The sequence below is a fragment of the Nocardia sp. NPDC052316 genome, from assembly GCF_044547795.1.
GTDB lineage: Bacteria > Actinomycetota > Actinomycetes > Mycobacteriales > Mycobacteriaceae > Nocardia.
Genome location: NZ_JBIUBB010000003.1, coordinates 850,877 through 876,850, shown reverse-complemented (window position 1 = coordinate 876,850; position 25,974 = coordinate 850,877). Strand labels below are relative to the sequence as shown.

At 68.0% G+C, this 25,974-nt stretch carries 24 protein-coding genes; 16 read left to right on the top strand and 8 right to left on the bottom strand.

What is annotated here, in order from left to right; all coding sequences use genetic code 11:
• Positions 1-8 precede the first annotated feature (8 nt).
• From ACIHA7_RS16810 to ACIHA7_RS16775, 8 genes are all read left to right on the top strand, one after another.
• On the top strand, positions 9-1,004 hold the full coding sequence (locus tag ACIHA7_RS16810; RefSeq protein WP_397290218.1) for a hypothetical protein: 996 nt from the start codon (positions 9-11) through the stop codon (positions 1,002-1,004).
• A gap of 75 nt (positions 1,005-1,079) precedes the next feature.
• Positions 1,080-2,207 (top strand): glycosyltransferase family 4 protein, encoded by a 1,128-nt coding sequence (locus tag ACIHA7_RS16805; RefSeq protein WP_397290216.1) that lies wholly within the window; start codon positions 1,080-1,082, stop codon positions 2,205-2,207.
• Positions 2,208-2,414: 207 nt separating this feature from the next.
• On the top strand, positions 2,415-2,798 hold the full coding sequence (locus ACIHA7_RS16800; RefSeq protein ID WP_397290214.1) for a polyketide cyclase / dehydrase and lipid transport: 384 nt from the start codon (positions 2,415-2,417) through the stop codon (positions 2,796-2,798).
• 47 nt (positions 2,799-2,845) lie between these two features.
• Positions 2,846-3,283: an SRPBCC family protein gene (locus ACIHA7_RS16795; protein WP_147134260.1), complete on the top strand. Its 438-nt coding sequence runs from the start codon at positions 2,846-2,848 to the stop codon at positions 3,281-3,283.
• Entirely contained in the window at positions 3,280-4,584 is a 1,305-nt protein-coding gene (locus ACIHA7_RS16790) for an ArsA family ATPase (RefSeq protein WP_397290805.1), read from the top strand. The genes ACIHA7_RS16795 and ACIHA7_RS16790 overlap by 4 nt, the downstream gene beginning before the upstream one ends.
• Positions 4,577-5,284 (top strand): hypothetical protein, encoded by a 708-nt coding sequence (locus tag ACIHA7_RS16785; protein ID WP_397290212.1) that lies wholly within the window; start codon positions 4,577-4,579, stop codon positions 5,282-5,284. Before ACIHA7_RS16790 ends, ACIHA7_RS16785 begins: the two co-directional genes overlap by 8 nt.
• Complete coding sequence (locus ACIHA7_RS16780; protein WP_397290210.1) at positions 5,281-6,288, top strand: ROK family glucokinase; 1,008 nt, start codon at positions 5,281-5,283, stop codon at positions 6,286-6,288. Before ACIHA7_RS16785 ends, ACIHA7_RS16780 begins: the two co-directional genes overlap by 4 nt.
• A gap of 249 nt (positions 6,289-6,537) precedes the next feature.
• Positions 6,538-7,266 carry a lysophospholipid acyltransferase family protein gene (locus ACIHA7_RS16775; RefSeq protein ID WP_397290208.1) on the top strand — a complete coding sequence of 243 codons (729 nt, stop codon included), beginning with the start codon at positions 6,538-6,540 and terminating at the stop codon, positions 7,264-7,266.
• 78 nt (positions 7,267-7,344) lie between these two features.
• Here ACIHA7_RS16775 and ACIHA7_RS16770 read toward each other — a convergent pair whose 3' ends face one another.
• The 3 genes from ACIHA7_RS16770 to ACIHA7_RS16760 all read right to left on the bottom strand — a co-directional run bounded on the left by ACIHA7_RS16770 (position 7,345) and on the right by ACIHA7_RS16760 (position 10,606).
• A complete protein-coding gene (locus ACIHA7_RS16770; protein ID WP_397290206.1) occupies positions 7,345-7,959 on the bottom strand; it encodes a TetR/AcrR family transcriptional regulator in 615 nt (204 codons plus the stop codon).
• 258 nt (positions 7,960-8,217) lie between these two features.
• Positions 8,218-9,096, bottom strand: coding sequence for a short-chain dehydrogenase/reductase (locus ACIHA7_RS16765; RefSeq protein WP_397290803.1), 879 nt, complete (start codon positions 9,094-9,096; stop codon positions 8,218-8,220).
• Between the two features lie 37 nt (positions 9,097-9,133).
• Positions 9,134-10,606, bottom strand: a complete 1,473-nt coding sequence (locus ACIHA7_RS16760; RefSeq protein WP_397290204.1) for a flavin-containing monooxygenase — start codon at positions 10,604-10,606, stop codon at positions 9,134-9,136.
• A 744-nt stretch (positions 10,607-11,350) separates the two neighbouring features.
• On the opposite strand from ACIHA7_RS16760, the gene ACIHA7_RS16755 reads away from it, so the two are divergent.
• From ACIHA7_RS16755 to ACIHA7_RS16740, 4 genes are all read left to right on the top strand, one after another.
• Positions 11,351-11,728 (top strand): VOC family protein, encoded by a 378-nt coding sequence (locus ACIHA7_RS16755; RefSeq protein WP_397290202.1) that lies wholly within the window; start codon positions 11,351-11,353, stop codon positions 11,726-11,728.
• A 155-nt stretch (positions 11,729-11,883) separates the two neighbouring features.
• Positions 11,884-13,449 (top strand): alkaline phosphatase D family protein, encoded by a 1,566-nt coding sequence (locus tag ACIHA7_RS16750; protein ID WP_397290201.1) that lies wholly within the window; start codon positions 11,884-11,886, stop codon positions 13,447-13,449.
• 51 nt (positions 13,450-13,500) lie between these two features.
• Positions 13,501-14,778 (top strand): FAD-binding oxidoreductase, encoded by a 1,278-nt coding sequence (locus ACIHA7_RS16745; protein ID WP_147134234.1) that lies wholly within the window; start codon positions 13,501-13,503, stop codon positions 14,776-14,778.
• Between the two features lie 836 nt (positions 14,779-15,614).
• The gene (locus ACIHA7_RS16740; RefSeq protein WP_397290198.1) at positions 15,615-16,424 is read left to right on the top strand and encodes an SDR family NAD(P)-dependent oxidoreductase; all 810 of its coding nucleotides are present in this window, start codon (positions 15,615-15,617) and stop codon (positions 16,422-16,424) included.
• Positions 16,425-16,590: 166 nt separating this feature from the next.
• On the opposite strand, the gene ACIHA7_RS16735 is transcribed toward ACIHA7_RS16740, so the two are convergent.
• Together ACIHA7_RS16735 and ACIHA7_RS16730 are read right to left on the bottom strand one after the other, a co-directional pair.
• Positions 16,591-17,007, bottom strand: a complete 417-nt coding sequence (locus tag ACIHA7_RS16735) for a cytochrome c oxidase subunit 4 (RefSeq protein WP_107655104.1) — start codon at positions 17,005-17,007, stop codon at positions 16,591-16,593.
• A gap of 14 nt (positions 17,008-17,021) precedes the next feature.
• Positions 17,022-18,107, bottom strand: coding sequence for a cytochrome c oxidase subunit II (locus ACIHA7_RS16730; protein ID WP_397290196.1), 1,086 nt, complete (start codon positions 18,105-18,107; stop codon positions 17,022-17,024).
• A 481-nt stretch (positions 18,108-18,588) separates the two neighbouring features.
• Between ACIHA7_RS16730 and asnB the strand changes: the two genes are divergently transcribed.
• On the top strand, positions 18,589-20,532 hold the full coding sequence (gene asnB / locus ACIHA7_RS16725) for an asparagine synthase (glutamine-hydrolyzing) (protein WP_397290194.1): 1,944 nt from the start codon (positions 18,589-18,591) through the stop codon (positions 20,530-20,532).
• A gap of 79 nt (positions 20,533-20,611) precedes the next feature.
• Here the strand turns inward: asnB and ACIHA7_RS16720 are convergent, their stop codons facing one another.
• A complete protein-coding gene (locus ACIHA7_RS16720) occupies positions 20,612-21,580 on the bottom strand; it encodes a carbohydrate kinase family protein (protein WP_397290192.1) in 969 nt (322 codons plus the stop codon).
• A gap of 429 nt (positions 21,581-22,009) precedes the next feature.
• Positions 22,010-22,366, bottom strand: coding sequence for an iron-sulfur cluster assembly accessory protein (locus ACIHA7_RS16715; protein ID WP_069165132.1), 357 nt, complete (start codon positions 22,364-22,366; stop codon positions 22,010-22,012).
• A gap of 258 nt (positions 22,367-22,624) precedes the next feature.
• Between ACIHA7_RS16715 and ACIHA7_RS16710 the strand changes: the two genes are divergently transcribed.
• The gene (locus tag ACIHA7_RS16710) at positions 22,625-23,233 is read left to right on the top strand and encodes a DUF3043 domain-containing protein (RefSeq protein ID WP_397290801.1); all 609 of its coding nucleotides are present in this window, start codon (positions 22,625-22,627) and stop codon (positions 23,231-23,233) included.
• A 253-nt stretch (positions 23,234-23,486) separates the two neighbouring features.
• Here ACIHA7_RS16710 and ACIHA7_RS16705 read toward each other — a convergent pair whose 3' ends face one another.
• Entirely contained in the window at positions 23,487-23,645 is a 159-nt protein-coding gene (locus ACIHA7_RS16705) for a hypothetical protein (protein WP_397290190.1), read from the bottom strand.
• Positions 23,646-23,730: 85 nt separating this feature from the next.
• On the opposite strand from ACIHA7_RS16705, the gene ACIHA7_RS16700 reads away from it, so the two are divergent.
• Together ACIHA7_RS16700 and cobU are read left to right on the top strand one after the other, a co-directional pair.
• A complete protein-coding gene (locus ACIHA7_RS16700; protein ID WP_397290188.1) occupies positions 23,731-24,708 on the top strand; it encodes a helix-turn-helix domain-containing protein in 978 nt (325 codons plus the stop codon).
• 440 nt (positions 24,709-25,148) lie between these two features.
• Positions 25,149-25,703: a bifunctional adenosylcobinamide kinase/adenosylcobinamide-phosphate guanylyltransferase gene (gene cobU / locus ACIHA7_RS16695; protein WP_397290186.1), complete on the top strand. Its 555-nt coding sequence runs from the start codon at positions 25,149-25,151 to the stop codon at positions 25,701-25,703.
• Positions 25,704-25,974 lie beyond the last annotated feature (271 nt).

The window sequence follows — 25,974 nt, the reverse complement described above, 5'->3', positions numbered from 1 at the left end:
GTGGAGTCATGAGTGGGGTGCGGCGCCTACGCGGGTGGTGGTCGGCGCGGCGGCGATTCGAGTTCTGCCTCACCGTCGCGATGGTGGTCACGCTCACCGGTCTGTGTGGCGCCCTGGTGATGCTGCCGAACTCCGCACTACCGAAGCCGCACGCGGCGGAGACGACCGACGCGGTCGGCCAAGCTCCGGCCACCGACCCGCGGCTGGCCGAGGTGCGTCGCAGCATCGAACCGTTCGGCCCGATCGTCGCCCGCCAGGTGAGCACCGGTGACGGACAACAATCGCTGGTCGTCGGCCACCCCGCACAGCGCATCGAGATCGACGTGCTGGAGCGGGAACTCGCGGCCGCCACCGCCGCGGTCACCGAGGTGTGGGGCCCGGACTGGGCGCAGGCCAGCACGGTCGTCGTCGCCTCCTCCCCGTCGGAGTTCGCCGGCCTGGTGCACGCGGGTGCCACCATGTCCACCGAGGTCGCCGCCGCGTCCGTCGCCGACCCCTTCGCGCCGGGCACCCGCCCGACCGGCCAGCGCATCGTGTTCAGCCCCGACGCGGGCCGCCGCCTGGACCCCGACGGTCTGCGCACCCTGCTCCGCCACGAACTCACCCACATCGCCACCCGTGCCGACACCCGCGACGGTGCGCCCCTGTGGATGCTCGAGGGTTTCGCCGACTACACCGCCCACCGCGACCAGGGCCGCTCCTTCGCCGACATCGCCCCGAGCCTCACCGCGCGGGCCCGGCTGCACGCCATGCCCCGCGACCTCCCCGCCGACGCCGACTTCACCGGCGCCGACGCCGCCGCCACCTATGAGCAAGCCTGGTCCGTCTGCGCCTACGTCGCGGACAAATACGACGAACCTCGCTTGGTCGAGCTCTACCGACGGATCGCCGCGGCCCGCCAGACCCCGGCCACCGAAGATCAGATCCTGCAGTCCGTGCTCGGCCGCAGCCGCACCGAATTCGTCGCCGACTGGCGTGATTGGCTGTCCGCGCAAGCGATCTGAGCCGCACCGCGCGCCGCCCGGGGCCGACGAACACGCCGCGGCGGCGCGGCAAATCGCACACAGTAGGTTGTCACCATGGCCCGAACTCTGCTGGTGACCAACGATTTCCCGCCGCGGCCGGGTGGTATTCAGTCCTATCTGCAGGCCTTGGCCGGGCAGCTGCCGCCGGATGATCTCGTTGTCTACGCCCCCCGCTGGCGCGGCGACAGCCATCTGAAGTTCGACGCCAAGCAGAAATTCCAGGTGGTCCGCCACCCCACCACGCTGATGCTGCCGACCCCGCTGGTGATGCGCCGCGCCGCGCGATTGCTGCGCAGCGAGAACTGCGACACGGCGTGGTTCGGCGCCGCCGCGCCGCTCGCCCTGATGTCGCCGGTCCTGCGGCGCGCGGGCGCCGAACGCATCCTGGCCAGCACGCACGGGCACGAGGTCGGCTGGTCCATGCTGCCCGGCGGCAGGCAGGCGCTGCGGCAGATCGGTGAGCACACCGACGTGGTCACCTATGTCAGCAAGTACACCCGGGGCCGGTTCGCGTCGGCATTCGGGCGCAATGCCGCGCTGGAGTATCTGCCGCCCGGTGTGGACACCGACCAGTTCCGGCCCGACCCGGCCGCGCGCGCGGAACTGCGCGACCGCTACGGACTCGACGACCGGCCGACCATCCTGTGCCTGTCCCGCCTGGTCCCCCGCAAAGGCCAGGACGCGTTGATCGTCGCCATGCTCGAGATCCGCAAGCGCATCCCCGGCGCCGTACTGGTGATCGCGGGCGGCGGGCCCTACGAGGAGAAGCTGCGCCAACTCGCCGTCGCGCTCGGCGTCGACGACGACGTCATCTTCACCGGGCGCGTGCCCTCCGGTGAGCTGGCCGCCCATCACACGCTGGCCGATGTGTTCGCCATGCCGTGCCGCACCCGTGGCGCGGGTCTGGACGTCGAAGGGCTCGGCATCGTCTATCTCGAAGCGTCCGCATCCGGCGTGCCGGTGGTAGCGGGTCGTTCCGGTGGCGCACCGGAAACCGTCATCGAAGGCGAAACCGGACGCGTCGTCGACGGGCGCTCCGCACAGCAGATCACCGACGCGCTGGTCGATATCCTCTCCGATCGCGACGCGGCCGCCCGAATGGGTGCCGCGGGGCGGGCCTTCGTGGAGGAACAGTGGCGCTGGGATTCCCTCGGTGCCCGGCTGCGCCACCTGCTGCGGTGAGCCGACGCCCGCTCCACCGGTGTCTGCCCGCACGCACGGACCACGACAGGCCGAACGAAGCGAGCGGATCACGCCGCGCGCCGCAAGGCGGGTGGAGCGCGGGCGTCGTCGGGACAGGTCATCCATTAGGCTCACCGCTGTGAGGCAGCCGAGCATGGACGCAGCGCCGTTGGACGTGGTTGCGTCGAGCGCTAATGAGGTGCAGTCGTGAGTACTATTCAGGTCGCCGACCAGACATTCGTCGCCGCGCCGGGCACAGCCGTCGCCGATATTCTCGCGGCCCCGAACAATTGGCGCCGCTGGTGGCCGGATCTGACCTTGGTGGTCCGGGAAGACCGTGGCGACAAGGGAATCCGCTGGACCGTGTCGGGCGCGCTGGACGGAACCATGGAGGTCTGGTTGCAGCCCGCGCTGGACGGCGTCATCGTGCACTACTTCCTGCACGCCGAGCCGCAGTCCGCTTTACCGGCGAGCCGCGCGGCCGCCGCCAACCGCGCGCGGCGGGTGGCAGGACGCAACATGTCGTTCGAGTTGAAATCCCGGCTGGAGGCAGGTCGCCCGGCCGGTGTCGCACCGGCCCACGCCTCCTGACGCCCACCCAGCACAGCACCCCACGCTGAAAGGAACAGCTGTCCGCTATGGCCGACAGGACCCAGAGGTCGATCATCATCGAGGCCCCGTCGCAGCAGGTGATGTCCGTCATCGCCGACCTGGAGTCCTACCCGGAGTGGGTCGCGGCGGCGAAATCGGTAGAAGTACAGGAAAAAGACCCCGACGGCCGGGCGCGCACCGCGCGATTCGTGCTGGACGCGGGCGTGGTGAAGGACAGTTACGTCCTCTCCTATACCTGGCGCCCGGACAACAAGGCGGTCAGCTGGACGCTGGTCAGCGGTGAGCTGCAGAAAGCGCAGAACGGCACCTACGAACTCATCGACCAGCCCAACGGTCACACCGAGGTCGTCTACACGCTCACCGTCGACTTGAACATCCCGATGATCGGCATGTTCAAACGCAAAGCCGAGAAGGTGATCACCGATACCGCGCTGAAAGAACTGAAGAAACGGGTCGAAGGCTGACGACGCACACGACCCGTGTCGAACTGTTCATCGGCAAAGGCGGGGTAGGCAAGACGACGCTGGCGTGTGCCACCGCCATGTCCTATGCCAGAGCGGGCCGCCGCGTGCTGGTCGCCTCGCTGGACCAGGCGCATTCGCTCGGCGACGCGCTCGGCTTCCGTTTCCCGCACGATCCGGGCACGGTCACCGGGATCGCCACCGTGCTGCCCGGTCTCGACGTGATCGAGGTGGATTCGCTTGCGCTGCTGGAGGATCGGTTCCGCGACGTGGTCCGCGTGCTGTCGCCGGGCACCGGTCACGACCACGGCATCGACCTCGCCGCGCTGGACCCGGCCGAGCTGACCGGCCTGCCCGGCGTGCAGGAACTGCTGATGCTCGTCGAGATCACCCAGTTCGCGAACGAGGACGACTGGGACGTGATCGTCATCGATTGCCCGCCCTCGGCCGACATGCTGCGCATCATCACCGCACCGGACACCCTGCTCGGCTATCTCGAACGGATCTGGCCGCCACACGCAAGGGCGATGAGCACGGTCGGCACCGACCTGCGCCGCGCCGTGCTCGCCGCGACCGTCGAACGGATCGTCGAGGCGGTCACCGAGGTCCGCGATCTCCTCGCCGACCACCGGCGCACCGGCGCACGGCTGATCACCGTCGCCGAGCGGGTGACGCTCGCCGAATCCGAGCGGGTCCGCTCCGCCGCGACGCTGCTCGGAGTGCGATTGGACGCGGTGGTGGTCAACAAGGTGCTGCCGCCGACCACACCGCTGGACCCCGCCGCCCCGCTCGACAGCGCGCACCCTGCGGTGCACTGGTATCTGAACCGGCGCGGCGAACAGCTGGCCGCGATCGCCGAATTGGAACGCGCGATGCCGGGTATCCCCGTTGTGATCGCACAGCACACCGGACCGGAACCGATCGGACTGACCTCGCTCGCGGCCCTGTCGTACGCGGTGGACGCGGACACGAACACCGGCGACCCAGCCTTTATGCTGAGCGACAGTCCGACGGAGGTTGACGCGAGTTCCGGCGAACCGATGGTTCGATGGGAATCAGGCAGCGGTCTGCACGCGATATACACACTGCGGATGCCCCTGCCCGTTGTCGATGCGGCGACACTGCGACTTGGCCGAGTGGAGGACGATTTGATCGTGGGAGCGGACGGTGTCCGGCGGCGAGTTCGTCTTGCGCCGGTATTGCGGCGGTGCACGGTCGACGGCGCCGAACTCGACGGTGGTCAACTCGTGGTCCGATTCCGGCCCGATCCGGACTTATGGCCGGAAGGTAGCGGCGATGAGTGACCGGAGCGGCGGGTTCTTCCGGCGTGGTGGACGGGGCGGGAGTGGCGAGGGCGCGGGCACGCGGCGTGGTGCCGAGGCCGCCGACTGGGATGGCAGCGGCGATAGGGCTGCCGACAGTTCCGGCCGGAGCGCCGAAGAAGCTGCTGCGCCCGGTGATCAGACTGCGGGCCGGGGCACAGCCTCCGATTCGCGCGAGGATCGGACCGCCGCTGGTTCCGCTCGGGCCGCCGAAGACACCGCCCATGCCGAGGCGAAGTCCGGTGGCCGGTCGAAAGGCGCTGCCGCGGAAGACGATCCGATAGACGGCCTCGCCGAGTTCGCCGCAGAGCTGAAGCTGCTCGCCGAATCCGTGCTCGAGCGGGTGGAACCGGTGTTGCGCCAAGCGGCCGACGGGCAGGTCGAGTGGTCGAGCTGCAACTGGTGTCCCGTCTGCGCGGCGGCCGCGTTGATGCGCGGTCAACACCATGAGGTGCTCCAGGCCGTGGCCGACCACGGCACCGCGATCGTGACGGTGCTGCGTGAGGCGTTGGCCGGGGTGCCGGTCGAGCCGGTCATGCCCGAGTCCGACCCCACCCGCCACCAGCACAACCATGGCGGGCCGGCGGATGCGACCGACACGGAACCCGCTGCCGGACACCACACATCGCGGGCGGGCAACCGCTCCCGCTATGTCAGCATTCCCGTGACGATCAAGGCATGACGCACCGCATAGCAGGTGCGCGACCGCTGACCGTCGGAATCGACGTCGGCGGCACCAACATTCGCGCCTCCGTGATCGACACCAGCGGCGAGGTACTCGACACCGTCCAAGCGCCGACCCCGCACTCCGCCAAGGCGCTCGAGGACGCGCTCGCCCGCTCCGTCCGCGAGCTGTGCGAACGGCACCCGATCGGCGCGGTGGGACTCGCCGTCGCCGGGTTCATCAACGGCGACCGCTCCACCGTCCGTTTCGCGCCGCACCTGCCCTGGCAGGACACGCCCGTCGCGCAGCGGCTCACCGAGCGGCTCGAACTTCCCGTCATCCTCGAGCACGACGCCAACGCCGCCATGTGGGCCGAGTATCGATTCGGCGCGGCGGCGGGCGGTCACAACGTGGTGCTCGTCGCGATCGGCACCGGCATCGGCGCCGCGCTGCTCATCGACGGCCAGCTCTACCGCGGAACCCACGGCGTCGCACCGGAACTCGGGCACCTGCAAGTCGTGCCGCAGGGCCGCGCCTGCCCGTGCGGCAAACGCGGCTGCTGGGAAAGGTATTGCAGCGGAACAGCACTCGCCGACACCGCGATCGAAATGCTGGCGACCGACCCGGTCCGCTCGGTCCTGGCCAGGGACGTCTTCCGCGACCCCGGTTCACTCACCGGCCGTCGCGTCGCCAACGCCGCGCAGGACGGCGACCCGCTCGCCGTCCGCGTCATGGCGGATTTCGCCCGCTGGCTCGGGCTCGGCCTGGCCTTCGTCAGCGACATCTTCGACCCCGACCTGGTCGTCATCGCAGGCGGCGTCAGCAGCTCTGCCCCGCTGTTCCTGGACGAAGCGCGCGAGGAGTACGCCCGCTCGGTCACCGGCGCGGGTCACCGCCCGCTCGCGCGCATCCGCACCACCCAGCTGGGCGAAGCCGCGGGCATGATCGGCGCCGCCGACCTGGCCCGCGCCGCACTCATCGAGAGCGAACGCAAGTCCTCCCGAGTAGCCCGCAGCCACTGAACTGTCCCCGGACGTTTCATCGCCCGCGACAGTGGTATTCGGTGGTCGAAGACTTTGCTTCGGTCGCCGATGACCTCCAGTTCCGGCCGCCGAGGAATCAGCAGCCGGTCACCGATTACGGCGCATCCGCTTGCTCATGGCAGAGTGTGGTGAGATTCGCCGCTGCGGTTGGATGTGATCTGGCACCAGCGGTAAAGTCGGCAACCGACGCAGGTGCCCGCCTCTATCCCGGTCCGGGGGAAGGACGTCATGTTCTACTGGCTGCTGAAGTACGCGCTGCTGGGGCCGTTCATGCATCTCTACAACAGGCCGACGGTCGAGGGCGTAGAGAACATTCCGGCGGACGGACCGGCGATCATGGCGGGTAACCATCTCTCCTTCGCGGACTGGCTGTTCGCCCCGCTGATGAGCCCCCGCCGCATCAACTATCTGGCCAAGGCCGAGTACTTCAACACCCCGGGCATCAAGGGCGCCTTCCAGAAGTGGTTCTTCACCACCACCGGACAGTTCCCGATCGACCGCACCGGCGCCGACGCGGCCGAGGACGCGCTGAACGCCGCGCGCAAGCTGCTCGATCAGGGCCGCCTCGTCGGCCTGTACCCCGAGGGCACCCGCTCCCCCGACGGCCGCCTGTACAAGGGCAAGACCGGCCTGGCCCGGCTCGCGCTGGAGACCGGCGTCCCGGTCATCCCGGTCGCCGTCATCGGCACCGACCAGGTGAGCCCGCCCGGACCCTTCCGCTGGCGTCGCCGCAAGGTCACCGTCAAGTTCGGCACCCCCATCGACTTCTCCCGGTACGAGGGGATGGGCGGCAACCGCTTCGTCGAGCGCGCCGTCACCGACGAGGTCATGTACGAGCTCATGCGACTCGGCGGCCAGGAATACGTGGACGTCTACGCCGCCAGCCTCAAGAAGAACGTGCCCAGCGGCCCGCCCCGCGAGGAAGCGACGCGCATCCCGCACACCGCCGCCAGCTGAGCTTTCGCACCCAGCCGTAGCCCGCCGACCAGAATCTCTGGTCGGCGGAGCTGCGTGTGGGCACAGTCGCGTCCGGACCTACGGCTCGGCGAGGATGGCTGTCGTGAGATGGGTGGCGTAGTCGACTATTTCGGCGCGAGTGGCGGGGATTCGACCGGTGAGCCAGTCGAGGAAAAGGGAGACGAGGGCGCCGGACAGCGCACTGATCGGCATGGTGAGACGATCCGCGTCCAGCGACCGACCGGGGGCGAACTGGGCGGCGACGAGGAGCACGAAATTGGGAAGAACGGCCGAACCGTGCGTGCGCAGGGTGTCGTCGGCGAGCGTTTCGCGGAACATGATTCGGCCGCGGCGCGGGTCTTCCTCGAAGTACTGAGCGGCCGCGTCGAAAGCCACGCGGAGACGGGCGGTCTCCTCGCCGGGCGCGGTAGCCAACCGAGTCGTGACCGCGTCCAGCAGACCGTGCGCGACCTGGTCGTAGACCTCCACGAGCAGCGCTTCACGGTCGGGGAAACTCTCGTAGAAGTAGCGCAGACTCAGCCCCGCCGTGCGGCAGACGGCCCGCATGGTGGTGGCCGCCGCACCGTCCGCGCCGAGCAATTCGAACCCCGCGCGCGCCAATTGGTCGCGCCGCTCGGCGGAACGGTCGGCCATCGTGCTGCCGCGCCAGGTGTTGTCGGCTGACGAACTCACGGTGCTGATGATGTCACGGCCCTGCTGAGTTCACGGGCGTGGTCGTGGGTTCGGTGATGCCGATGCCACCGCGCCGACCCAGGTTCGGCGTTGCCGCTGACACACGACCCCGACCCAAGGTCCGGCCATGCCAGCGACACGACCCCGCCCAAGGACTCAGCCACGCCAACGACACGACCCCGCCCAAGGGCCTGGCGATGCCGGTGACGCAGCGCTGACCACGGTTCGGGTGTCGCGAATGCTGGTGTCATGGCGCAGTCAGGGATTTGGCTGTGCTCGCGACACGCGTTGTTCCAGTCGGCGGATCAGCTCACGCGTGCGCGGGTCCAGGCTGAGGTATCGGTCGAGCGCCACGTTGACCGCACCGCGCAGCAGGGCGTACGGCTCCCAGACACTCGGCGCGATCGTGCGCGCCGCTCGCTGGGTGATGCCGTCGGCGATGCTCGCGGCGGCCTCGGCCGCGGTGATGCGCCGGCTCAACGGCCAGGGCAGCAACTGCCCGACGGCGCGGCCGAGTTCGTCCTCGTCGAGGGTGTGCTTGGTCATCGCGGTCTCCACGATGCCGAAGTAGGCGACGCCCGCGCTGGCCCCCGCCGCCGCGAGCTCGACGCGCAGCGCGCGTCCGAATTGCTCGACGCCCGCCTTGCTGATCATGTAGGGCGACCCGCCCATGCCCGGTGCGAACGCGGCGCAGGACGACACCACCACGACATGCCCACGGGCAGCGACGATGTCGTCGAGGGCCGGGCGCACGGTATTGAACACCCCGGTCAGATTGATCGCCAGGACGCGGTCGAAATCGGTGGGGTCCATGGTGCGGATCGTCGCCGGGCTCGGCGTCACCCCGGCATTCGCGACCACGACGTCGATCCGGCCGAACCGCTGCCGGACCGTCGCCAAAGCCGCGACCATCCCGTCCCGGTCGGCGACGTCGGCGCGAACCGCCAGCGCACGCTCTCCCATTTCGGCTGCGGCGCTGCGCGTCCTCGCCTCGTCGAGATCGATCAGCGCCACCGAAGCACCCCGCCGGTGCAGCGTCCGAGCCAATTCGAGCCCGATCCCCTGTCCCGCGCCGGTGATCACCGCCACCCGGTCACGCACCTCGAAACCGGCTGTCGGCCAACGCAACCCCAGCATCATGCGATCCGCACCGTTCGCTCGAGATCCGACATCATCACCGCACCCCACTCGTCAGATAGGCGTCCGCATCGAACCGGCTTGTGCGGCGGGCGTATTCGAAGCTCCAGTTCGGGTACAGCCCGGCATTCGCGCTGCCGTCGGCGGTTTGGTAGTAACTGCGGCAATTACCGGTCACCCAGACGGTGTCGCGGCTGCGGTCATCCATCTCCCGCAGGAACGCCTGTTGCGCTTCCTGGCGGACCTCGATCCGCTGGAGTCCCTTGTCGCGCATGGTCCTCAGCGCGTCGACGATGTAGCGGATCTGCGCTTCGATCATGTAGATCGCGGACTGGTTGCCTGCCGCGCCGAACGGGCCGAGGGTGGTGAAGAAGTTCGGAAACCCGGTCACCGTGGTGCCGAGGTAACTTTGCGGGCGGTCGCGGTACAGCTCGCCCATGCTGCGGCCGTCGCTGCCGCGGACCCGGTCGAACACCTGCGGCGGCACACCGAAGCCGGTGCCCCAGATGATGGTGTCCACCTCGTGCTCAACACCGTCGTCGGTGCGGAGGGACCGCGGCCCCACGGCGGTGATGCGTGCGATGACCACCTCGACGTTCGGCTGCGTGAGCGCCGGGTAGTAGGCGTCGGAGAAGATCGCCCGCTTGCAGCCGATCATGTAGTCGGGGGTCAATCGCTCGCGCAGCCGCCGATCGGGCACCTGCCGACGCAACTGGAGGCGACCTAACGCCTCGTACGGGTGCCGGAATCGCTTGTCCACGAAGCCGACCAAACCGAAGCCCTCGATACCGGCGAAGTAGGCGCCGCGAACCGCTTTGCCAAGCAACGGCATCCGCCGCAGCACGGATCGTTCCAGTGCGGAGGTGGCCCAGTCCAGTCGCGGCACGATCCACGGCGCGGAACGCTGGAACACCGTCAGCTGCCCCACCTCGGGCTGAATCTCGGGAATGAACTGCACCGCCGACGCGCCGGTGCCGATGACGGCCACCCGCTCCCCGGCCAGGTCGTGTTCGTGATCCCAATGCAGCGAATGGAATTGGGTACCGGTGAAGTTCTCGATTCCCGGCAGTTCGGGAATCTTTGCCTCGCTGAACGGGCCGATCGCCGAAACGAGCACATCCGCCGTCATCGACCCCCGCGATGTGTTGATCCGCCAATGCCCGCGAGCGTCGTCCCACCCGGCCTCGTGCAACTCCGTGTCATAGCGAATATGGCGCAGCACACCGAATTTCAGCGCCACCGTGCGCAGATAGTCGAGAATCTCCGGTTGCGTGCCGTACCGGCGCGTCCACTCCGGATTCGGCGCGAACGAGTACGAATACAACGCCGACGGTACGTCACAGGCACAGCCGGGGTAGGTATTCGCTTGCCACGTGCCGCCGAGCTCGCCGGCCCGCTCGAGAATCACGAAATCCTCGAATCCGGCCTCCCGCAATCGAACGCCGAGTCCGATCCCCGCGAATCCGGCACCGACGACGGCGACAGACACGTGCTCTTCACTGTTGGGCATGGGCTACTTCCTGTTTCGCTACGCGGTAGGTGTCGACGACGTAGGGCGGCCTTGCACCTCCTACCAGGGGCGATCGAGCTGTTTCATCAGCAGCTGGACAGGCACGGTCGTCACACAGGAATCACCTGATTCCATTAGAATCAGATGATTCCCTTCAAGGCTCGATAAGTCAAGAACCGGACCGGACCAGCAACGCTCCGGCCCGCTTGACAGTCCCGATAGGGGGCGGGTTCGGCCGAGCGGAGCATGCGTAGCGGGCGATTCATTCGGGGTCGGGAACCAGCCCGAGTTGGCGATGTCACGACAATGAATGCTGCGAGAATGCCGTTCGGCCCGTTGGTTCAGAATTCAACGAGGACGCACAGCAACCGTGCCTCGCGGCGGCCCAGACCTCTTGGCGGCGCGGTTTTCTCGGGTGCAGCAATAGATGTGCGCGGCTGGCGCGCAGTTCGCAACACCCACTTCCTCGCCAATACGCATGCACGACAACGCTCCCCGGCAGTCACCGCACGGTCCGACCATCATGTGGGGAGCATTGCCGATCCGCCACCGGCGCACCGCTCCCCGACCGCATCTACTCGGCATATCCGGGCGCACGAGTAGGGGTAAGCGCAAAGAAAACACGAATGGTCTTCTGCGCCAACTAAAACCAACCCGGCCAACCCATTAAACTCGCGATCGGAACCGCCAACCGATCAACGACCTCGCCACGCACCGAGGCCGACGAACTTTCAGGGGGAAGCTGTGACCGCGACAGCCAAGTTCGGTGCCATCTCGCTCGACAGTAAGGATCCGCGCGGACTGGGGCTGTTCTACCGGCAGCTGCTCGGTCTCGAGCTCAAATACGAATCCGACGAACTGGTCGTGCTCCAGGGCGATGGCGTCACCCTGACAATCGAGCGGGTAGACGACCACATCCCGCCGGACTGGCCCGGCAATCGAGTACCCAAACAGATGCACCTCGACCTGTTCGTCACCGCGCTCGACAGCGCCGAGCAGGCCGCGATCGCCCTCGGCGCATCGAAACCGGTCCCGCAACCCGAACCCGATCGCTGGCGCGTGCTGCTGGACCCGTCCGGCCACCCGTTCTGTCTGACCGTCCCAGCCATACCCACCGGCTAGGTCTGCGGGACACCCGGCCTGCCCGGACACTTTCCCCTCCCAACTGCGGAAATTCCGGCTGACCGGCCCGAAACTGTCCGCGCAGACCGCCCAGTTACCCCACCGGACCGGACCCGTTCACATTGCGTTGGGGTAGCTGGTCCAGGGTGATCCCCATGACTGGTTCGACCCCCGGCTTCTCCCGCCGCACCCTGCTGCGCACCTCCGCGCTCGGCCTCGTGGCCGCCCCCGCGCTGGCCGCGTGCTCGTCGAACGACGGACCCGGCCTGGTCCGGCATCGGCCGGTGCTGACCCACGGTGTCGCGGTGGGTGATCCGCGCAGCGACGGCGCGCTGATCTGGGCGCGCTCCGACCGTCCGGCGACGCTGATCGTGGAGACCGCCTCGTCCGAATCGTTCACCAACGCCAAGCGATTCACTGGACCGTTGCTCACCCCGGACTCCGACGGCACCGGCCGGGTGCGCGTCAACGGCCTGCCCGCCGGCCAGCAGGTGCACTACCGGGTCACCTTGGAAGGCGACGACGGCGGCACCTCCGAACCGATCACCGGCGTGTTCCGCACCGTTCCCACCGGCGCGTCCGACATCAAGCTGCAGTGGTCCGGCGACGTCGTCGGCCAGGGTTTCGGTATCAACCCCGACCTCGGCGGCATGAAGATCTTCGCCACCATGGCCGCCCGCGACCCACATTTGTTCATCCATTCGGGCGATTGCATCTACGCGGACAATCCCATCAAGGAGTCCGTGACGCTCCCCGACGGGCGAATCTGGCGCAACATCGTCACCGAGGCGAAAAGCGCTCCCGCGCAAACCCTTCAGCAGTTCCGCGGCAACTACGCCTACAACCTCACCGACCAGAACTACCTGCGTTTCAATTCCGCGGTCGCTCAGGTGGTGCAGTGGGACGACCACGAGACGGTCAACAATTGGTACCCGGGCGGCCTCGTCCCCGCCGCCAAGGACTACACCGAGCGCAGCATGGACACCCTGGCCACCCGCGCCTGGCAGGCGTTCCACGAGTGGATGCCGGTGGAGCCCAGGGAAGCCGTGGACGGTCGCCTCTATCGCAAGATCTCCTACGGCCCGCTGTTGGACGTCTTCGTGCTGGACATGCGCACCTACAAGGACACCAACGACGCGAACAACGGTGCCGAGGGCCGCATCTTCGGTCCGGAGCAAACGAAGTGGCTGATCGAGGGTCTGCGCGATTCGCAGGCGACCTGGAAGATCGTCGCCAACGATCTACCACTCGGCGTGGTCGTCAAGGACGGTGAACAGAAGGACACGGTGGCGTTCGAGGGCCCGGCCAACGGCGATCCCGGCGCGCCGTCGGGTCGGGAAACCGAGATCGCCCAGGTGCTCTCGGCGATCAAGGCGAACAAGGTGACCGACGTGGTCTGGTTGACCGCCGACGTGCACTACACCGCGGCGCACCACTACTCCCCCGAGCGGGCGGCGTTCACCGACTTCGACGAGTTCTGGGAGTTCGTCTCCGGACCGCTCAACGCAGGCGCGTTCGGCCCGAATCCGCTGGATGCGACCTTCGGCCCGGAAGCGGTGTTCGTGCACGCCCCGCCCGTACAGAACAGTTCTCCGCTGGACGCCTTCCAGCATTTCGGCGAGGTGCGGATCGACGGCAAGTCAAGGGAACTGACGGTCGATCTGTGCGACGCGAGCGGATCCGTGCTGTTCAGCCAGCGGCTGGAACCGACCGCCCGGTAGCACCGGAGATCGGGCGAGCGGCGCGGGCCGCGCTGTAGTAGCTTTCGTGCCATGAGCACGCCGCAGTTTGTCTCCGCCGAGGAATACCTACCCCGCGATACGGCGGATGTCGTTCGCACGGTTCGGGATTCACGCGGACGCGCGCAACGGCTGACCGTGCGCGGCGGCGAGCAGCTCGACGACGGCCTGACGCTGCCCGCCCAGCCCACCGTGGTGTCGCTGCGCCGGATGAATCAGGTGCTCGACATCAACCTGGGGCGGCGGACGGTGCGCGTGCAGGCGGGCGCCAAGCTGTCCGACATCGACCGGCGGCTCGGCGCGCACGGCCTCGGCCTGCCGATCGTCGGCGACCATCGCGACATCACCGCGGGCGGATTCGCGTCCGTTGGCGGGGTGAGCGCGGCCTCGCACAAGTACGGCATGTTCATCGATCAGGTCGTCGATCTGGAGTACGTCGACAACGACGGACGCATCGGCACCTGCGGGCGTACCCACCACGCCGAGCGTTTCCACCGCATTCTCGGCGCGGGCGGCCGCGCGGGCATCATCACCGCGCTCACCCTGGACGTCATCGACATCGACAAGGACCGCACCTGGCTCACCACCAACGCGGACCGCTTCCTCGACTTCGACTCCTTCGTCGAACACGCCTACGCCGAGATCATGCGGCCGGGCAATGCGGCGCTGCAAGTAGGCCGGTGGGTCGACACCGCGCCGTTGAAGGTCGCGCGGCCCGGCGGTGTCGGGCACGTGCAGCTCGGCACCGTGCGGTTCGGCCAGTGGTCGACCCTGCACCCCACCGCACCCACCCGTTCGGTGCGGGCGCGTCGTGAGGTCGGCTCGCGTGCGAGAAAGTCGTTGGGCGTCATCGCCTCCGCCGCCAGCGGACCCGCAGGCATGCCGCTGCGCAACGCCGCCGCGGGCGCGGTGCTGTTCGCGCCGAAGGTGCAAACCCTGCGCGACGCCGAATACCTCGCCGACACCGCCCTCAGCTCCTCCGAACGCGGCCCCGCCTACCGCGTCGGCATTTTCGCGCCGCTGTCGAGCTACACGTCGGTCTTCTACCGCCTGCACGACCTGTTCGCCGGCCACCGCGAACGCACCGGCTGCTTCACCGTCATCTCCGCCATGACCTACGGCGTCCGCTCCCGCTACCTGCGCTCCGAATCCGCCGCCCGCGGCCTCTCTCCCGAAGACCACGGCCTCATCACCTTCACCAGCCGCCTCCGCCCCGCCGCCCTCCCCTCAGAACTATTGCGCGACATCGTGTCCGGGATCGATGAGATCTGCCGGTCGGAGAACGCGCTGCGGTACGAGTCGGAGGAGTAGAGGTCAACGCAGTAGGACGCATGCGCAACCGGCGCGAGTCCCCGGCTCACGCCGCGGGGCACGGCTGCGCCCAGTACGCGACGTCCTTGTGTCCCGTCTGGTGATTGCCTGATACCGGCGATCACCAGACGGGACATAGCGTCGGCTATGAGTCGAACAGGTGCCCAGCCGTCGCCCGTCGGCACCTTCGTCAGCGGTGTCATCGACGACGAGACGGCTGCGATTCCCGCCGTCGCATGTCGGAGCACGCACCCGCCACACTCGGCGACCGGACTCGAACTCCGGCCGGTAGCCGACTGGCGAGGTGCGTCTGATCCGCACCTCAGCGGGCCGCCAGCCACCGAACGCAACGCCCTCCCGTCCCACTCAGCGACCCGCCTCGTGCAGCCAGCCGGCGCACGGGTCACGGTGACCGCCTCATTCAACCAGCGGGCGAAGGGGAGATTGCCACGCCTCATTCAGTCGGCCAGCGAACGGCACGTGGCAGCGGCGCTCCGCAGACGCGCCCCTCATGCCCCGCTCGGCGCACCACCGCGCACTCAGCGGCAGGTAGCGGCGGCAATCCGCTGGATATGACGACCTCCCATTCGGCGACGGAGCTCGGCTGGTGGTAGCTGCGACGAATTCTGCGGGGCACAGCGGGTGTTCGCCTGTGGTTGACGAACGGGTACTGGTGGTCAGCCATTTGGCGAACGGCTCCATCAATCAGGTGGCAAACCCTATACTGTGACCGGCCGCTTGTGGTCGCCAGAAGGTTGCGGCGCAGGCGGTTCGGCACTGTCGGCGGGGTGCCGTGCGTGTGTTCAGCCCGATCGCGTGTGAAGGTTGCTGTGCCGATGCCCGAATTTCGTGCTGCCCCGGTGGGATTCACCGAGCGTCAACGCCGTCCGCCGGAGCGCTCGCTCGCCGGCCGACGTGTCCTGATCACCGACGCCTGTTCGGATGTCGGCCTCGCCACCGCTCGAACGCTTGCCGCCCGAGGTGCGCAACTGTTGTTGGTGGCGCGTGGCAGCGATCAGCTCATCGCGGCCTGCGACCAGATCCGCGCGAACAATGGTGACGCGCACTGGTATCGCTGTGATATTTCGGCTCTCGGCGATGTCGATGAGCTGGTCACCTGGGTGCTCAGCGAGTTCGGCGCCGTCGATGTGCTGATCAACACCGCCGGGCGTCCGGTGCGCAGACCGGTCACCCAGTCGCTGCACAAGTTCCGCGACTACCAGCGCATGATGGCCGCCAACTACTTCGGCCCCCTACGTCTCACCCTCGGCCTGCTACCCGCCATGCTCCGCTCCGGCTCCGGCCACGTGATCAACGTCGGCCCCTGGAACGCACACACCGGCGCCGCACCGAACTTCGCCTCCTACGCCAGCGCCCAAGCCGCCTGGACCACCTTCGGCCAATGCGCCGACGCCGAACTATCCCCGCACGGCATCCAGGTCACCGCCGTCCACTACCCCGCCTTCAGCGCAGACCTCGATCCCATCGAATACCGCGACGATGCCGACCGAACAGCCCACCGCATCGAATCCGCCATCCACACCAGAACCCCTCGCCCCGAACCCCGCTTCACCCGCACCCTCTACGCCCTGGCCGGCGTAGCCCCCCGCTCCACCGCCCGCCTCATGCACGCCTTCGGCATCTAACCCGCAAACCTGCCAAGACCCTCTACGCGTCAGCTCCACTCGACGCACGCTGCACCCTCCTGACGTCTGCTGCAACACACGTCAAGAACCCACAACCTGCGTCGAGTCGACGGCGGAACGACGAAAGCCCCCTCCGCGGCTGCGGAAGGGGCTTTCGGCAAGTGGGTCAGTGCTTTTCGGGGCCGAGGTAGTACTCGAAGACGAGTCCCGCGGCGGCGATGAGGACGCAGATGACGCCGAGGCCGATCAGCCAGAACTGGAAGAAGGCCAGGCCGAGGGCGGTGATGGAGCCCGCGGCGGCCAGGGTGATGGGCCAGAAGCTGCCGGGCGAGAAGAAGCCCAGGTCGCCTGCGCCGTCGACGATCTCGGCGTCTTCGTAGTCTTCGGGGCGCAGGTCGAGGCGGCGTGCGACGAAGCGGAAGTAGGTGCCGATGATCAGCGACAGGCCGGCGGTGAGCACGGTCGCGGTGGTGCCTGCCCACTCCACGCCGGTGCGGGAGACGCCGGTGAAGTAGCCGTAGACAATCGCGACGATGATGAAGAACACCGTCAGCAGTTCGAATATCCGCGCTTCGATCTTCATATCAGATCAGTCCCTTACTTTGCCTCGGCCGCGGTCTTGGTCGTGCGCTCGGTGTTGAACGGCCTGGTCGAGGTGGCGACCGGCGATTCACCGATGGAGTCGAGCGCTTCGGCGTTGGTCTTGCCCGCCTGGCGCGCGTCCAGGTACCTGGTGAACTTCTCCGGCGACACCGCCCGGACCTCGAAGTTCATCATCGAGTGGAAGGTGCCGCACATCTCGGCGCAGCGGCCGACGAACGCGCCTTCCTTCTCGATCTTGGTGATCTGGAAGACGTTGTCCGAGTGGTTTTCCTTCGGGTTCGGCATCACGTCGCGCTTGAACAGGAACTCGGGCACCCAGAAGGCGTGCACCACGTCGGCGGCGGCGAGCTGGAACTCGATGACCTTGTTGGTCGGCAGCACCAGGACCGGCACCTCGGTGCTGGAACCGTAGGTCTCGACCTTGTCGTAGTGCAGGTAGGACAGGATGTCGTTCTCCGGCTTGCCGTGCACCGGGCCCGGCTGCGGGTGACCGTCCTTGGTCCGTTCCTTGTACTCCTCGAGCTGCTCCTGGTTCGACGACTCACGCGTGGTGTCGATGCCCTCGAAGCGGTAACCGTCCTTGAAGTTCACGTCGCGGTAGCCGAACTTCCAGTTCCACTGGAAGGCGGTCACGTCGACGGTGACGTCGGGGTCGGCCACCTTCTCGTGCACGTAGTTCTGCACGACGACGGTGAAGTAGAACAGCACCGCGATGATGACGAACGGCACCGCCGTGTAGGTCAGCTCCAGCGGCACGTTGTACCCGGTCTGCCGCGGGAACTCCGGGGAGTCGGGCTTCTTGCGGTGGAAGGCGACGGTCCAGAAGGTCAGACCCCACACCAGCACGCCCATCGCCAGTGCGGCGACGATCGACCAGGTCCACAGCTCCCGCATCCGGGTGGCCTGCGGCGTGACACCCGAGGGCCAGCCGAACCGCAGCCAAACATTGTCGATGGAGCAGCCCGAGACGAGCACCGCGGTGATCCCGAGGGACACCGCCAGCCCGGCCCGCCGAAGGATGCGGCTCTGCAGACCCTTGGCGGGTCGTGCCCCGATCTCTTCGCTCGCCTTGTGCGCCACGCTCACGCCTTCCTGGTCGCCACACATTCCGACATTTGCACCGCCTGGGCTGCGACCGCCCGGCGATACGTTCTAAGCACATGTCAGGCCGGTCCCCGGTCGAGCGCGTGCGCCGCCTGAGAATGGCCTGAGTACTACGCAGCGTAGACCAAACGGGCGCCCTCTTTGTCGTCGGGTCGCATTCGACACTCCGCCAATGGCGTGCGGGCGCGCGAGCCCACGGCGGGCGGGCCTGCCAGCCGATCGCGCGCACCCCGGGATCGGTGCGCAAAAGCCCTGGACAGGGTGCGCGATGCGCGCGGAGTGGGCGTGTGCGGCATACTCGGACACAACATTTCGGCCGCTGTGCTCACCGCGAGAGCAGGCCCCGGCCCGTACCGGAACAACCGCTCGCGGCAGACGCTGCGCACCGCCCCCGCAAGACACTCGGACGCCGCACTTTCGGCGGCGTCCCGACCGGAGAAACGAGGTTGCCGACGCCGTGTGTGGACTGCTCGGGTTTCTGACATCTGACGAGGCAGCACCTGGCGTGGTGGAGCAGGTGTACGACGCGCTGCACTGCGTGCGACACCGCGGCCCCGACGAGCGCGGCACCTGGCACGACGATCACATGATCTTCGGCTTCAACCGGCTGTCGATCATCGACATCGAGCACTCGCACCAGCCGCTGCGCTGGGGCCCGCCGGAGAACCGGGAACGCTACGCGCTGACCTTCAACGGCGAGATCTACAACTACATCGAGCTGCGCAAGGAATTGGCCGACGCGCACGGTGCGGAGTTCGGCGACGACGCCATCTTCCGGACCGAGGGTGACGGCGAGGCCGTGGTCGCGGCGTTCCACTACTGGGGTCCCGAGGCGGTGCGCAAGCTGCGCGGCATGTTCGCGTTCGCGATCTGGGACACCGAGACCCAGGAACTGTTCCTGGCGCGGGACCCGTTCGGCATCAAGCCGCTGTTCCTGGCCACCGGCCCCGGCGGGACGGCGTTCGGCAGCGAGAAGAAGAGCCTGCTGGAACTGCTGCCCGCGCTCGAACTGACCGACGCGCTGGACCCGCGCGCGCTCGAGCACTACACCGTGCTCCAGTACGTGCCGGAGGCGGAGACGCTGCACAAGGACATCCGGCGGCTGGAGTCCGGCAGCTACGCGACGGTGCGGCCTGGTGCGGCGCCGAAGGCGACCCGGTACTTCCATCCCCAGTTCACGGTGCGCCCGTTCGCGCCGGGCTCGGCGGCCGCGCGCTACCGCGAAATCGCCGAGGCCATGGAGGATTCGGTCGCCAAGCACATGCGCGCGGACGTCACCGTCGGCTCGTTCCTGTCCGGCGGTATCGACTCCACCGCGGTCGCCGCGCTGGCCATGCGGCACAACCCGAAGCTGATCACCTTCACCAGTTGCTTCGAGCGCGAAGGCTATTCGGAGGCCGACGTCGCCGCCGAGACCGCCGCCGCGATCGGCGCCAAGCATGTGATCAAGACCGTCTCCCCCGCCGAGTTCGCCGCCGCGATTCCCGAAATCGTCTGGTACCTCGACGATCCCGTGGCCGACCCGGCGCTGGTGCCGCTGTACTTCGTGGCGAAGGAAGCGCGCAAGCACGTCAAGGTTGTACTCTCCGGCGAGGGCGCCGACGAGCTGTTCGGTGGGTACACCATCTACCGGGAGCCGTTGTCGCTCAAGCCCTTCGAGTACCTGCCCGGCGGGCTGCGCAAGCTGGCGGGCAAGCTCTCCGAGCGCATTCCGGACGGCACCCGCGGCAAGAGCCTGCTGCACCGCGGCTCACTCAGCCTCGAGGAGCGCTACTACGGCAACGCCCGCAGCTTCAGCGACGCCCAATTGCGTTCGGTACTGCGCGAATTCCGGCCCGAATGGACCCATCAGGACGTGACGGCGCCGATCTACGCGCAGTCACGCGGCTGGGATCCGGTGGCCCGCATGCAGCACCTGGACCTGTTCACCTGGTTGCGCGGTGACATCCTGGTCAAGGCCGACAAGATGACCATGGCCAACTCGCTCGAATTGCGGGTGCCGTTCCTGGACTCCGAGGTGCTGAAGGTCGCCGAGGGGCTGCCGTTCGAGCAGAAGATCACCAAGGAAACTACGAAATACGCACTGCGCCAGGCGCTCGAGGGCATCGTGCCGCCGCACGTGCTGCACCGCGCCAAGCTCGGCTTCCCGGTCCCGCTGCGACACTGGCTGCGCGGCACCGAACTCTACGACTGGGCCCAGCAGCAGATTCTCGAGTCGCAGACCGACCACCTGCTGAACAAAGCCGCGATCAGCGACATGCTCGTCGCGCACCGGGCGGGCGGCGTCGACCACAGCCGCCGTCTGTGGACGCTGCTGATGTTCATGGTGTGGCACGGGATCTTCGTCGAGGACCGCATCAAGCCGGAGATCCAGGAGCCGGTCTACCCGGTATCGCTGTAACCGGCGCGGAACGCAACTGTGCCCCCCGATCGAAAGGTCGAGGGGCACAGTGCTGTTCGATGATCCCGGCGAGCAGAACTCAGAGCAGCGGCTTGATGTCCGCGGCCGCCTCGGCACCGTAGGCGTCGGCCAGGCGCTCCAGGGCCGTCTCCTTGTTGAGGGTCCACTCCTGGGTGCCCATGGTCTCCAGGACCAGGACCGCGATGAGCGAACCCAGCTGGGCGGAGCGCTCCAGGCTGAGGCCCGCGGTGTGGCCGGTGAGGAAGCCCGCCCGGAACGCGTCGCCGACGCCGGTGGGCTCGACCTTCGTGGTCTCCGGGACGACGCCGACGGTGAGCTCGGTGCCGTCGCGGTCGACGATGTGCACGCCGTTCTCGCTGAGCGTGGTCACCCGGATGCCGACGCGCTGCGCAACCTCCTCCTCGCTCAGACCGGTCTTCTGCAGCAGCAGCGCCCACTCGTACTTGTTCGTGAAAAGGTATGCGGCGCCGTCGATCAGCTGCACGGCCTGCTCGCCGTCGAGGCGGGCCAACTGCTGGGACGGGTCGGCGGCGAACGGGATGCCCAGCTCGCGGCACTGGGCGGTGTGCAGCAGCATCGCCTCGGGATCGTTGGCGCCGACGAGCACCAGGTCCAGCGTGTGCGCCTTGGCCAGTTCACCGATGGAGATGTCGCGGGCCTCGCTCATCGCGCCCGGGTAGAACGACGCGATCTGCGCCATGTCGTCGTCGGTGGTGCAGACGAAACGGGCGGTGTGCGCCTTCTCGGAGATCAGCACCCCGGAGCAGTCGACGCCGTGCTTCTCCAGCCACTGGCGGTACTCGGCGAAGTCGGCGCCGACCGCGCCGACGAGCAGGGGTGTGCGGTTCAAAAGACCCATGGCGTAGGCGATGTTGCCTGCCACGCCGCCACGGCGGATCTGCAGGTCGTCGACGAGGAAGCTGAGCGAGACGTGGTCGAGCTGATCGGCCAGCAGTGCGTCGCGGAACCGTCCGGAAAAACGCATGAGGTGGTCGGTGGCAATGGACGCGGAAACGGCGATGGACACGAGGCTGGCCCTTCAACGGTAGGCGGCAGGCGGTGCAGACCGGGAACGAAGTCCCAGCATTACCGTACCAATGTTGGTCGGCGGCTCCGACCCCTCGATCGGGTGGTAGGCGCGCTGAGAATGGCGGCGGCACCGGCTCGTTGGCGCGCAGCGGCGTTCTCGTCGGCTCGGCGAGTCGCGCGAATCCTTACGGATTCCATCGCTGCGGGTGCTGGTACAGCCGTTGGAACAGAATTGGGTGGACTACGGCGGCGTGCTCCGTGGGACGCGACGCCGCCGACTCCGATCGCGCCCGCTGTCGTCCTACGGCCACGGCACTACAGCAGACATGGCCGCAGTGGAAAAACACGCAACCCCACGTGAGCAATCCTCACGTGGGGTGGGCTGTTTACGCGGTGAACCCGCTTGCGACGAGGCGGACGGGTTCGGTCAGTTGAAGGAATCGCCGCAGGCGCAGGAGCCGGTGGCGTTCGGGTTGTCGATCGTGAAGCCCTGCTTCTCGATGGTGTCGACGAAGTCGATGGAGGCACCCTGGATGTACGGGGCGCTCATGCGGTCGACAGCCAGCTTGACGCCGCTGAACTCGACAACGATGTCGCCGTCGAGCGAGCGATCGTCGAAGAAGAGCTGGTAACGCAGGCCGGCACAACCACCCGGCTGCACTGCGATGCGCAGCGCCAGATCGTCGCGACCCTCCTGGTCCAGCAGTGCCTTCGCCTTGCTGGCGGCAGCGTCGGTCAGCACAGCACCGTGGGTTTCGGTGGCGGTCTCGTTCTGCACAGTCATGAACTCTCCTCGAGGAACCTGTCGTCGACCCGTGAACAGCGCACGGGTCGTGTCGGTCAACACCACTCGGCGGGCTGCTATTCCCCATCTTGCCACCACCGCGCTCCGAGGAACACGTCACCTCCGTGACCCGCGACACCTGCGCGAATCGGACCGCATTTCCCGCCGGGTATTCCATCGAATAGCCTGGTCGATGTGAAATTGTTCCGTCGCGGCGAGTCCAGCACCACCGACGCGACCGCCGATCAGACGGCGGTCGTGGACGGCGGCTCGGCCGCGGGCTCCACTCGCACGGCGGTCACCGCCACCGCGGGCAAGGGCCGTCCCACTCCGAAACGCCGTGACGCCCAGGGCAAGCGCCGTGGCCCGGTCGCTCCAGCACCGCTCACCGCGAAGGAGGCCCGCGCCCGGCGCAAGGCCACTCGTGGCAGCAAAGAGGAGCGCAAACAGGCGGCGGCCGAGCGCAAGGCGGCCGTCCAGGATCGGCGCAGCCGCATGCTCGCCGGCGAGGACAAGTACCTGTTGCCGCGCGATCAGGGGCCGGTCCGGGCGTTCGTGCGCGACATCGTCGACGGTCGGCGCAACCTGGTCGGCCTGTTCATGCCGATGGCGCTCGTGCTGATCCTGTCGATGTTCGTCGCGCCCGCGCTGCAAACGATCGTCACGCTGGCCATGCTGGTGATGATGGTCTTCATGATCGCCGAGGGGTTCCTGCTCGGTCGGATCGTGAACGGGCGGGTCAGGGAGCGTTTCCCGGACAGCGACGACACCGGGTACAAGCTCGGCTGGTACGCGTTCGTGCGCGCCTCGCAGATCCGCAAGATGCGGGCACCGAAGCCGCGGGTCAGTCCCGGAGACGCGATTTAGCTCGTCGGTGGCGGAGTGGGGGCGCGGTTCCGCCCCCCGCTCGCTCGTGTTCGTGATGCGCGCTGCCCAGGGTGCTTGACAGCCGCTTGGTGAACGCTGCGATCGACACCTGAACGGTCTGACTCAATCGCGCCACCTTCCGGGCAGCGCCTCCCCTTATTGCCGATTCGACCCGGGGCGGTCGACCACACACATGATTGCGGCCCGGCTCGTGGATACGAGCCGGGCCGCGGTCGATGGCGAGGGCATGCGTTCAGATGTTGCTGGTTCGGCCGTGCATCGCCGACAGCTCGGCCTGCATCCGCTGCCGGTCCCGATCTGTGACGTTGGTCGAGCCCGCGGGAGCGGTGTAGTGGCTCAGCAGGGTGGCGAGAGCGACGATGACTGCGAGGGTGATCAGGAAGGTAACCATGGCAGTAATTTTGCGCCCGATTAGTTACCGCCGAAAGTGGCTGAACTGACACACTTCGTAAAGATTCAGCCATTACACTAGCGGCATGCTGTCGAAGGTTGCCGTCGTCCTGTCCGAGCGCATGGCGATGTTCGAATTCGGGGTCCTCTGCGAAGTTTTCGGAATGGATCGCAGTGCGCACGGCCTTCCCTCCTTCGACTTCAAGGTCTGCGGCGCCGAAGCAGGGAAACCGCTGCACTCCACCACTCCGGGCATCACACTGACCCCCGAATACGGCCTCGCGGAGCTCGCGAAAGCGGACCTCGTCGCCATCCCGGCCGCGTCCACCAAGGACGGGTTCGATCCGCGCGTCGTCGCCGCCGTCCGGGACGCCGCGGCGGCAGGCGCGACCGTGTTGACGGTGTGCTCCGGCGCCTTCCTCGCCGGCGCGGCCGGCTTGCTCGATGGGCGCAGATGCACCACCCACTGGAGCTACGTCGACCTACTCGCCGAGCAGTACCCAGAGGCGACCGTCGACCCCGACGTGCTCTACGTCGACGCGGGCAGCCTGATCACCAGCGCGGGCACCGCCGCGGGCATCGACGCCTGCCTGCACCTGGTACGCCGCGAACTCGGCAGCTCGGTGGCCAATGCGATCGCACGCCGGATGGTCGTGCCGCCGCAGCGCGACGGCGGCCAACGCCAGTTCATCGAACGCCCCGTCGCCACCTGCACCTCCGACAGCCTCATCCCCACCCTGGAGTGGATGAACGAGAACCTAGACCTCCCCCACACCATCGAAGACCTGGCCGCCCGCTCGACCATGTCCACCCGCACCTTCGCCCGCCGCTTCGCCGCCGAAACCGGCACCACTCCAGTGAAGTGGCTCACCAACCAGCGCGTCCTGCTGACCAAACACCTGCTCGAGGAGACCGACCTCGGCCTCGAACAAATCGCCGCCCGAGCCGGTTTCGGCTCCGGCGCCCTCCTGCGCCACCACTTCCAACGCCTGGTCGGCATTGCCCCCACCGAATACCGACGTCGCTTCGGTGCCATGCCAGAGGTCGTCGACACGCCCGCCTGACCCAGCAGCCGCAACCTTTCTGCGGATCCGCACCGCTCCTGGACCCCACAACCGGGCAACCGCTCGGCGACGCGGCCGGACTCTGGCGGACCGGCCGTCGGCCGGCGCCGATCCCTGCCGTTCGGCGGTGTGCGACAGTGCAACACCTCACCATCCAGCACCCGGACCGCCGATGCCGGATGCCTGCCGGTTCGACGGTGTCGGCCAGCCGGACGGACCCTTCCCTGTCGACCGCGGCTCCAAGGTGTGCCACTCCGGCAACCACGCCTCGCCCGGACCCGCACCGGTCCTCGACACCCGCAGCCGGTGCAACGCGAAGAAGGGGGCGCGCAACACTCCGTCAGCGCTGTTCGCCCCGGGAACAGGTCACTGGGACTCGGCAGGCCGGCAGCGGGCCGCACCGACGCGGGCACGACACCGGTCATTGATACCGTGCTGACGTGTCGCACAGTCTCTCGTCCGCCGAGCCGCGCCGGACCCTCGTCCTGGGCGGCGCGCGATCGGGTAAGTCCACGTTCGCCGAGGAGCTGGCCGCCAACACAGCCGGTCCGGTCCGCTACCTCGCGACTGCCATCCCCGACCCCGCCGACCTCGACTTCGCCGCACGCATCGCCACCCACCGCGATCGCAGGCCCGCCGACTGGACCGTACTCGAAAGCGCCGACCCGGCAACGGTTCTCCGCACATCGGCGACCGACGGCACCACGCTGATCGACGACATCGGCACCTGGCTCACCGCCCGCATCGACGCCCGCGACGCGTGGGAATCCCCGCGCGGCACCGTCGCCCCCGACGCCGACGCCCTGGTCGCCGCGGTAGCCGCCTACTCGAATCGCCTGGTCATCGTGAGCCCCGAGGTCGGCATGGGCATCGTCCCCGCCACCCGCTCCGGCCGCCTGTTCCGCGACGAGATCGGCACACTGAACCAGCGGCTCGCCCAAGCCTGTGACGAGGCCTACCTCGTCGTAGCCGGACTCCCCGTGCGCCTCAAGTGAATCGGACCCCTGAGCACCGCCCCTGTACAACGTCGGCACGATCCCGCCCACTCGAAACGCGCCCGGCTCCGCGGACACGAGCCTGCGGAACCGATGTCCCTGAGACACTCCGGTTGTCGGACCTCGGCGGCAACGCGATGCACGGACCGCGGTCTAGTGCCCTGGCACCGATGAGTTGGGGCGGCTTGCCAGACCTCGGTTGCCATGCGGTGCACGGCCCGCGGTCGCGAGCGCTGGCACCGATGGGTTGGGGCGGGTTGTCTGACCTCGT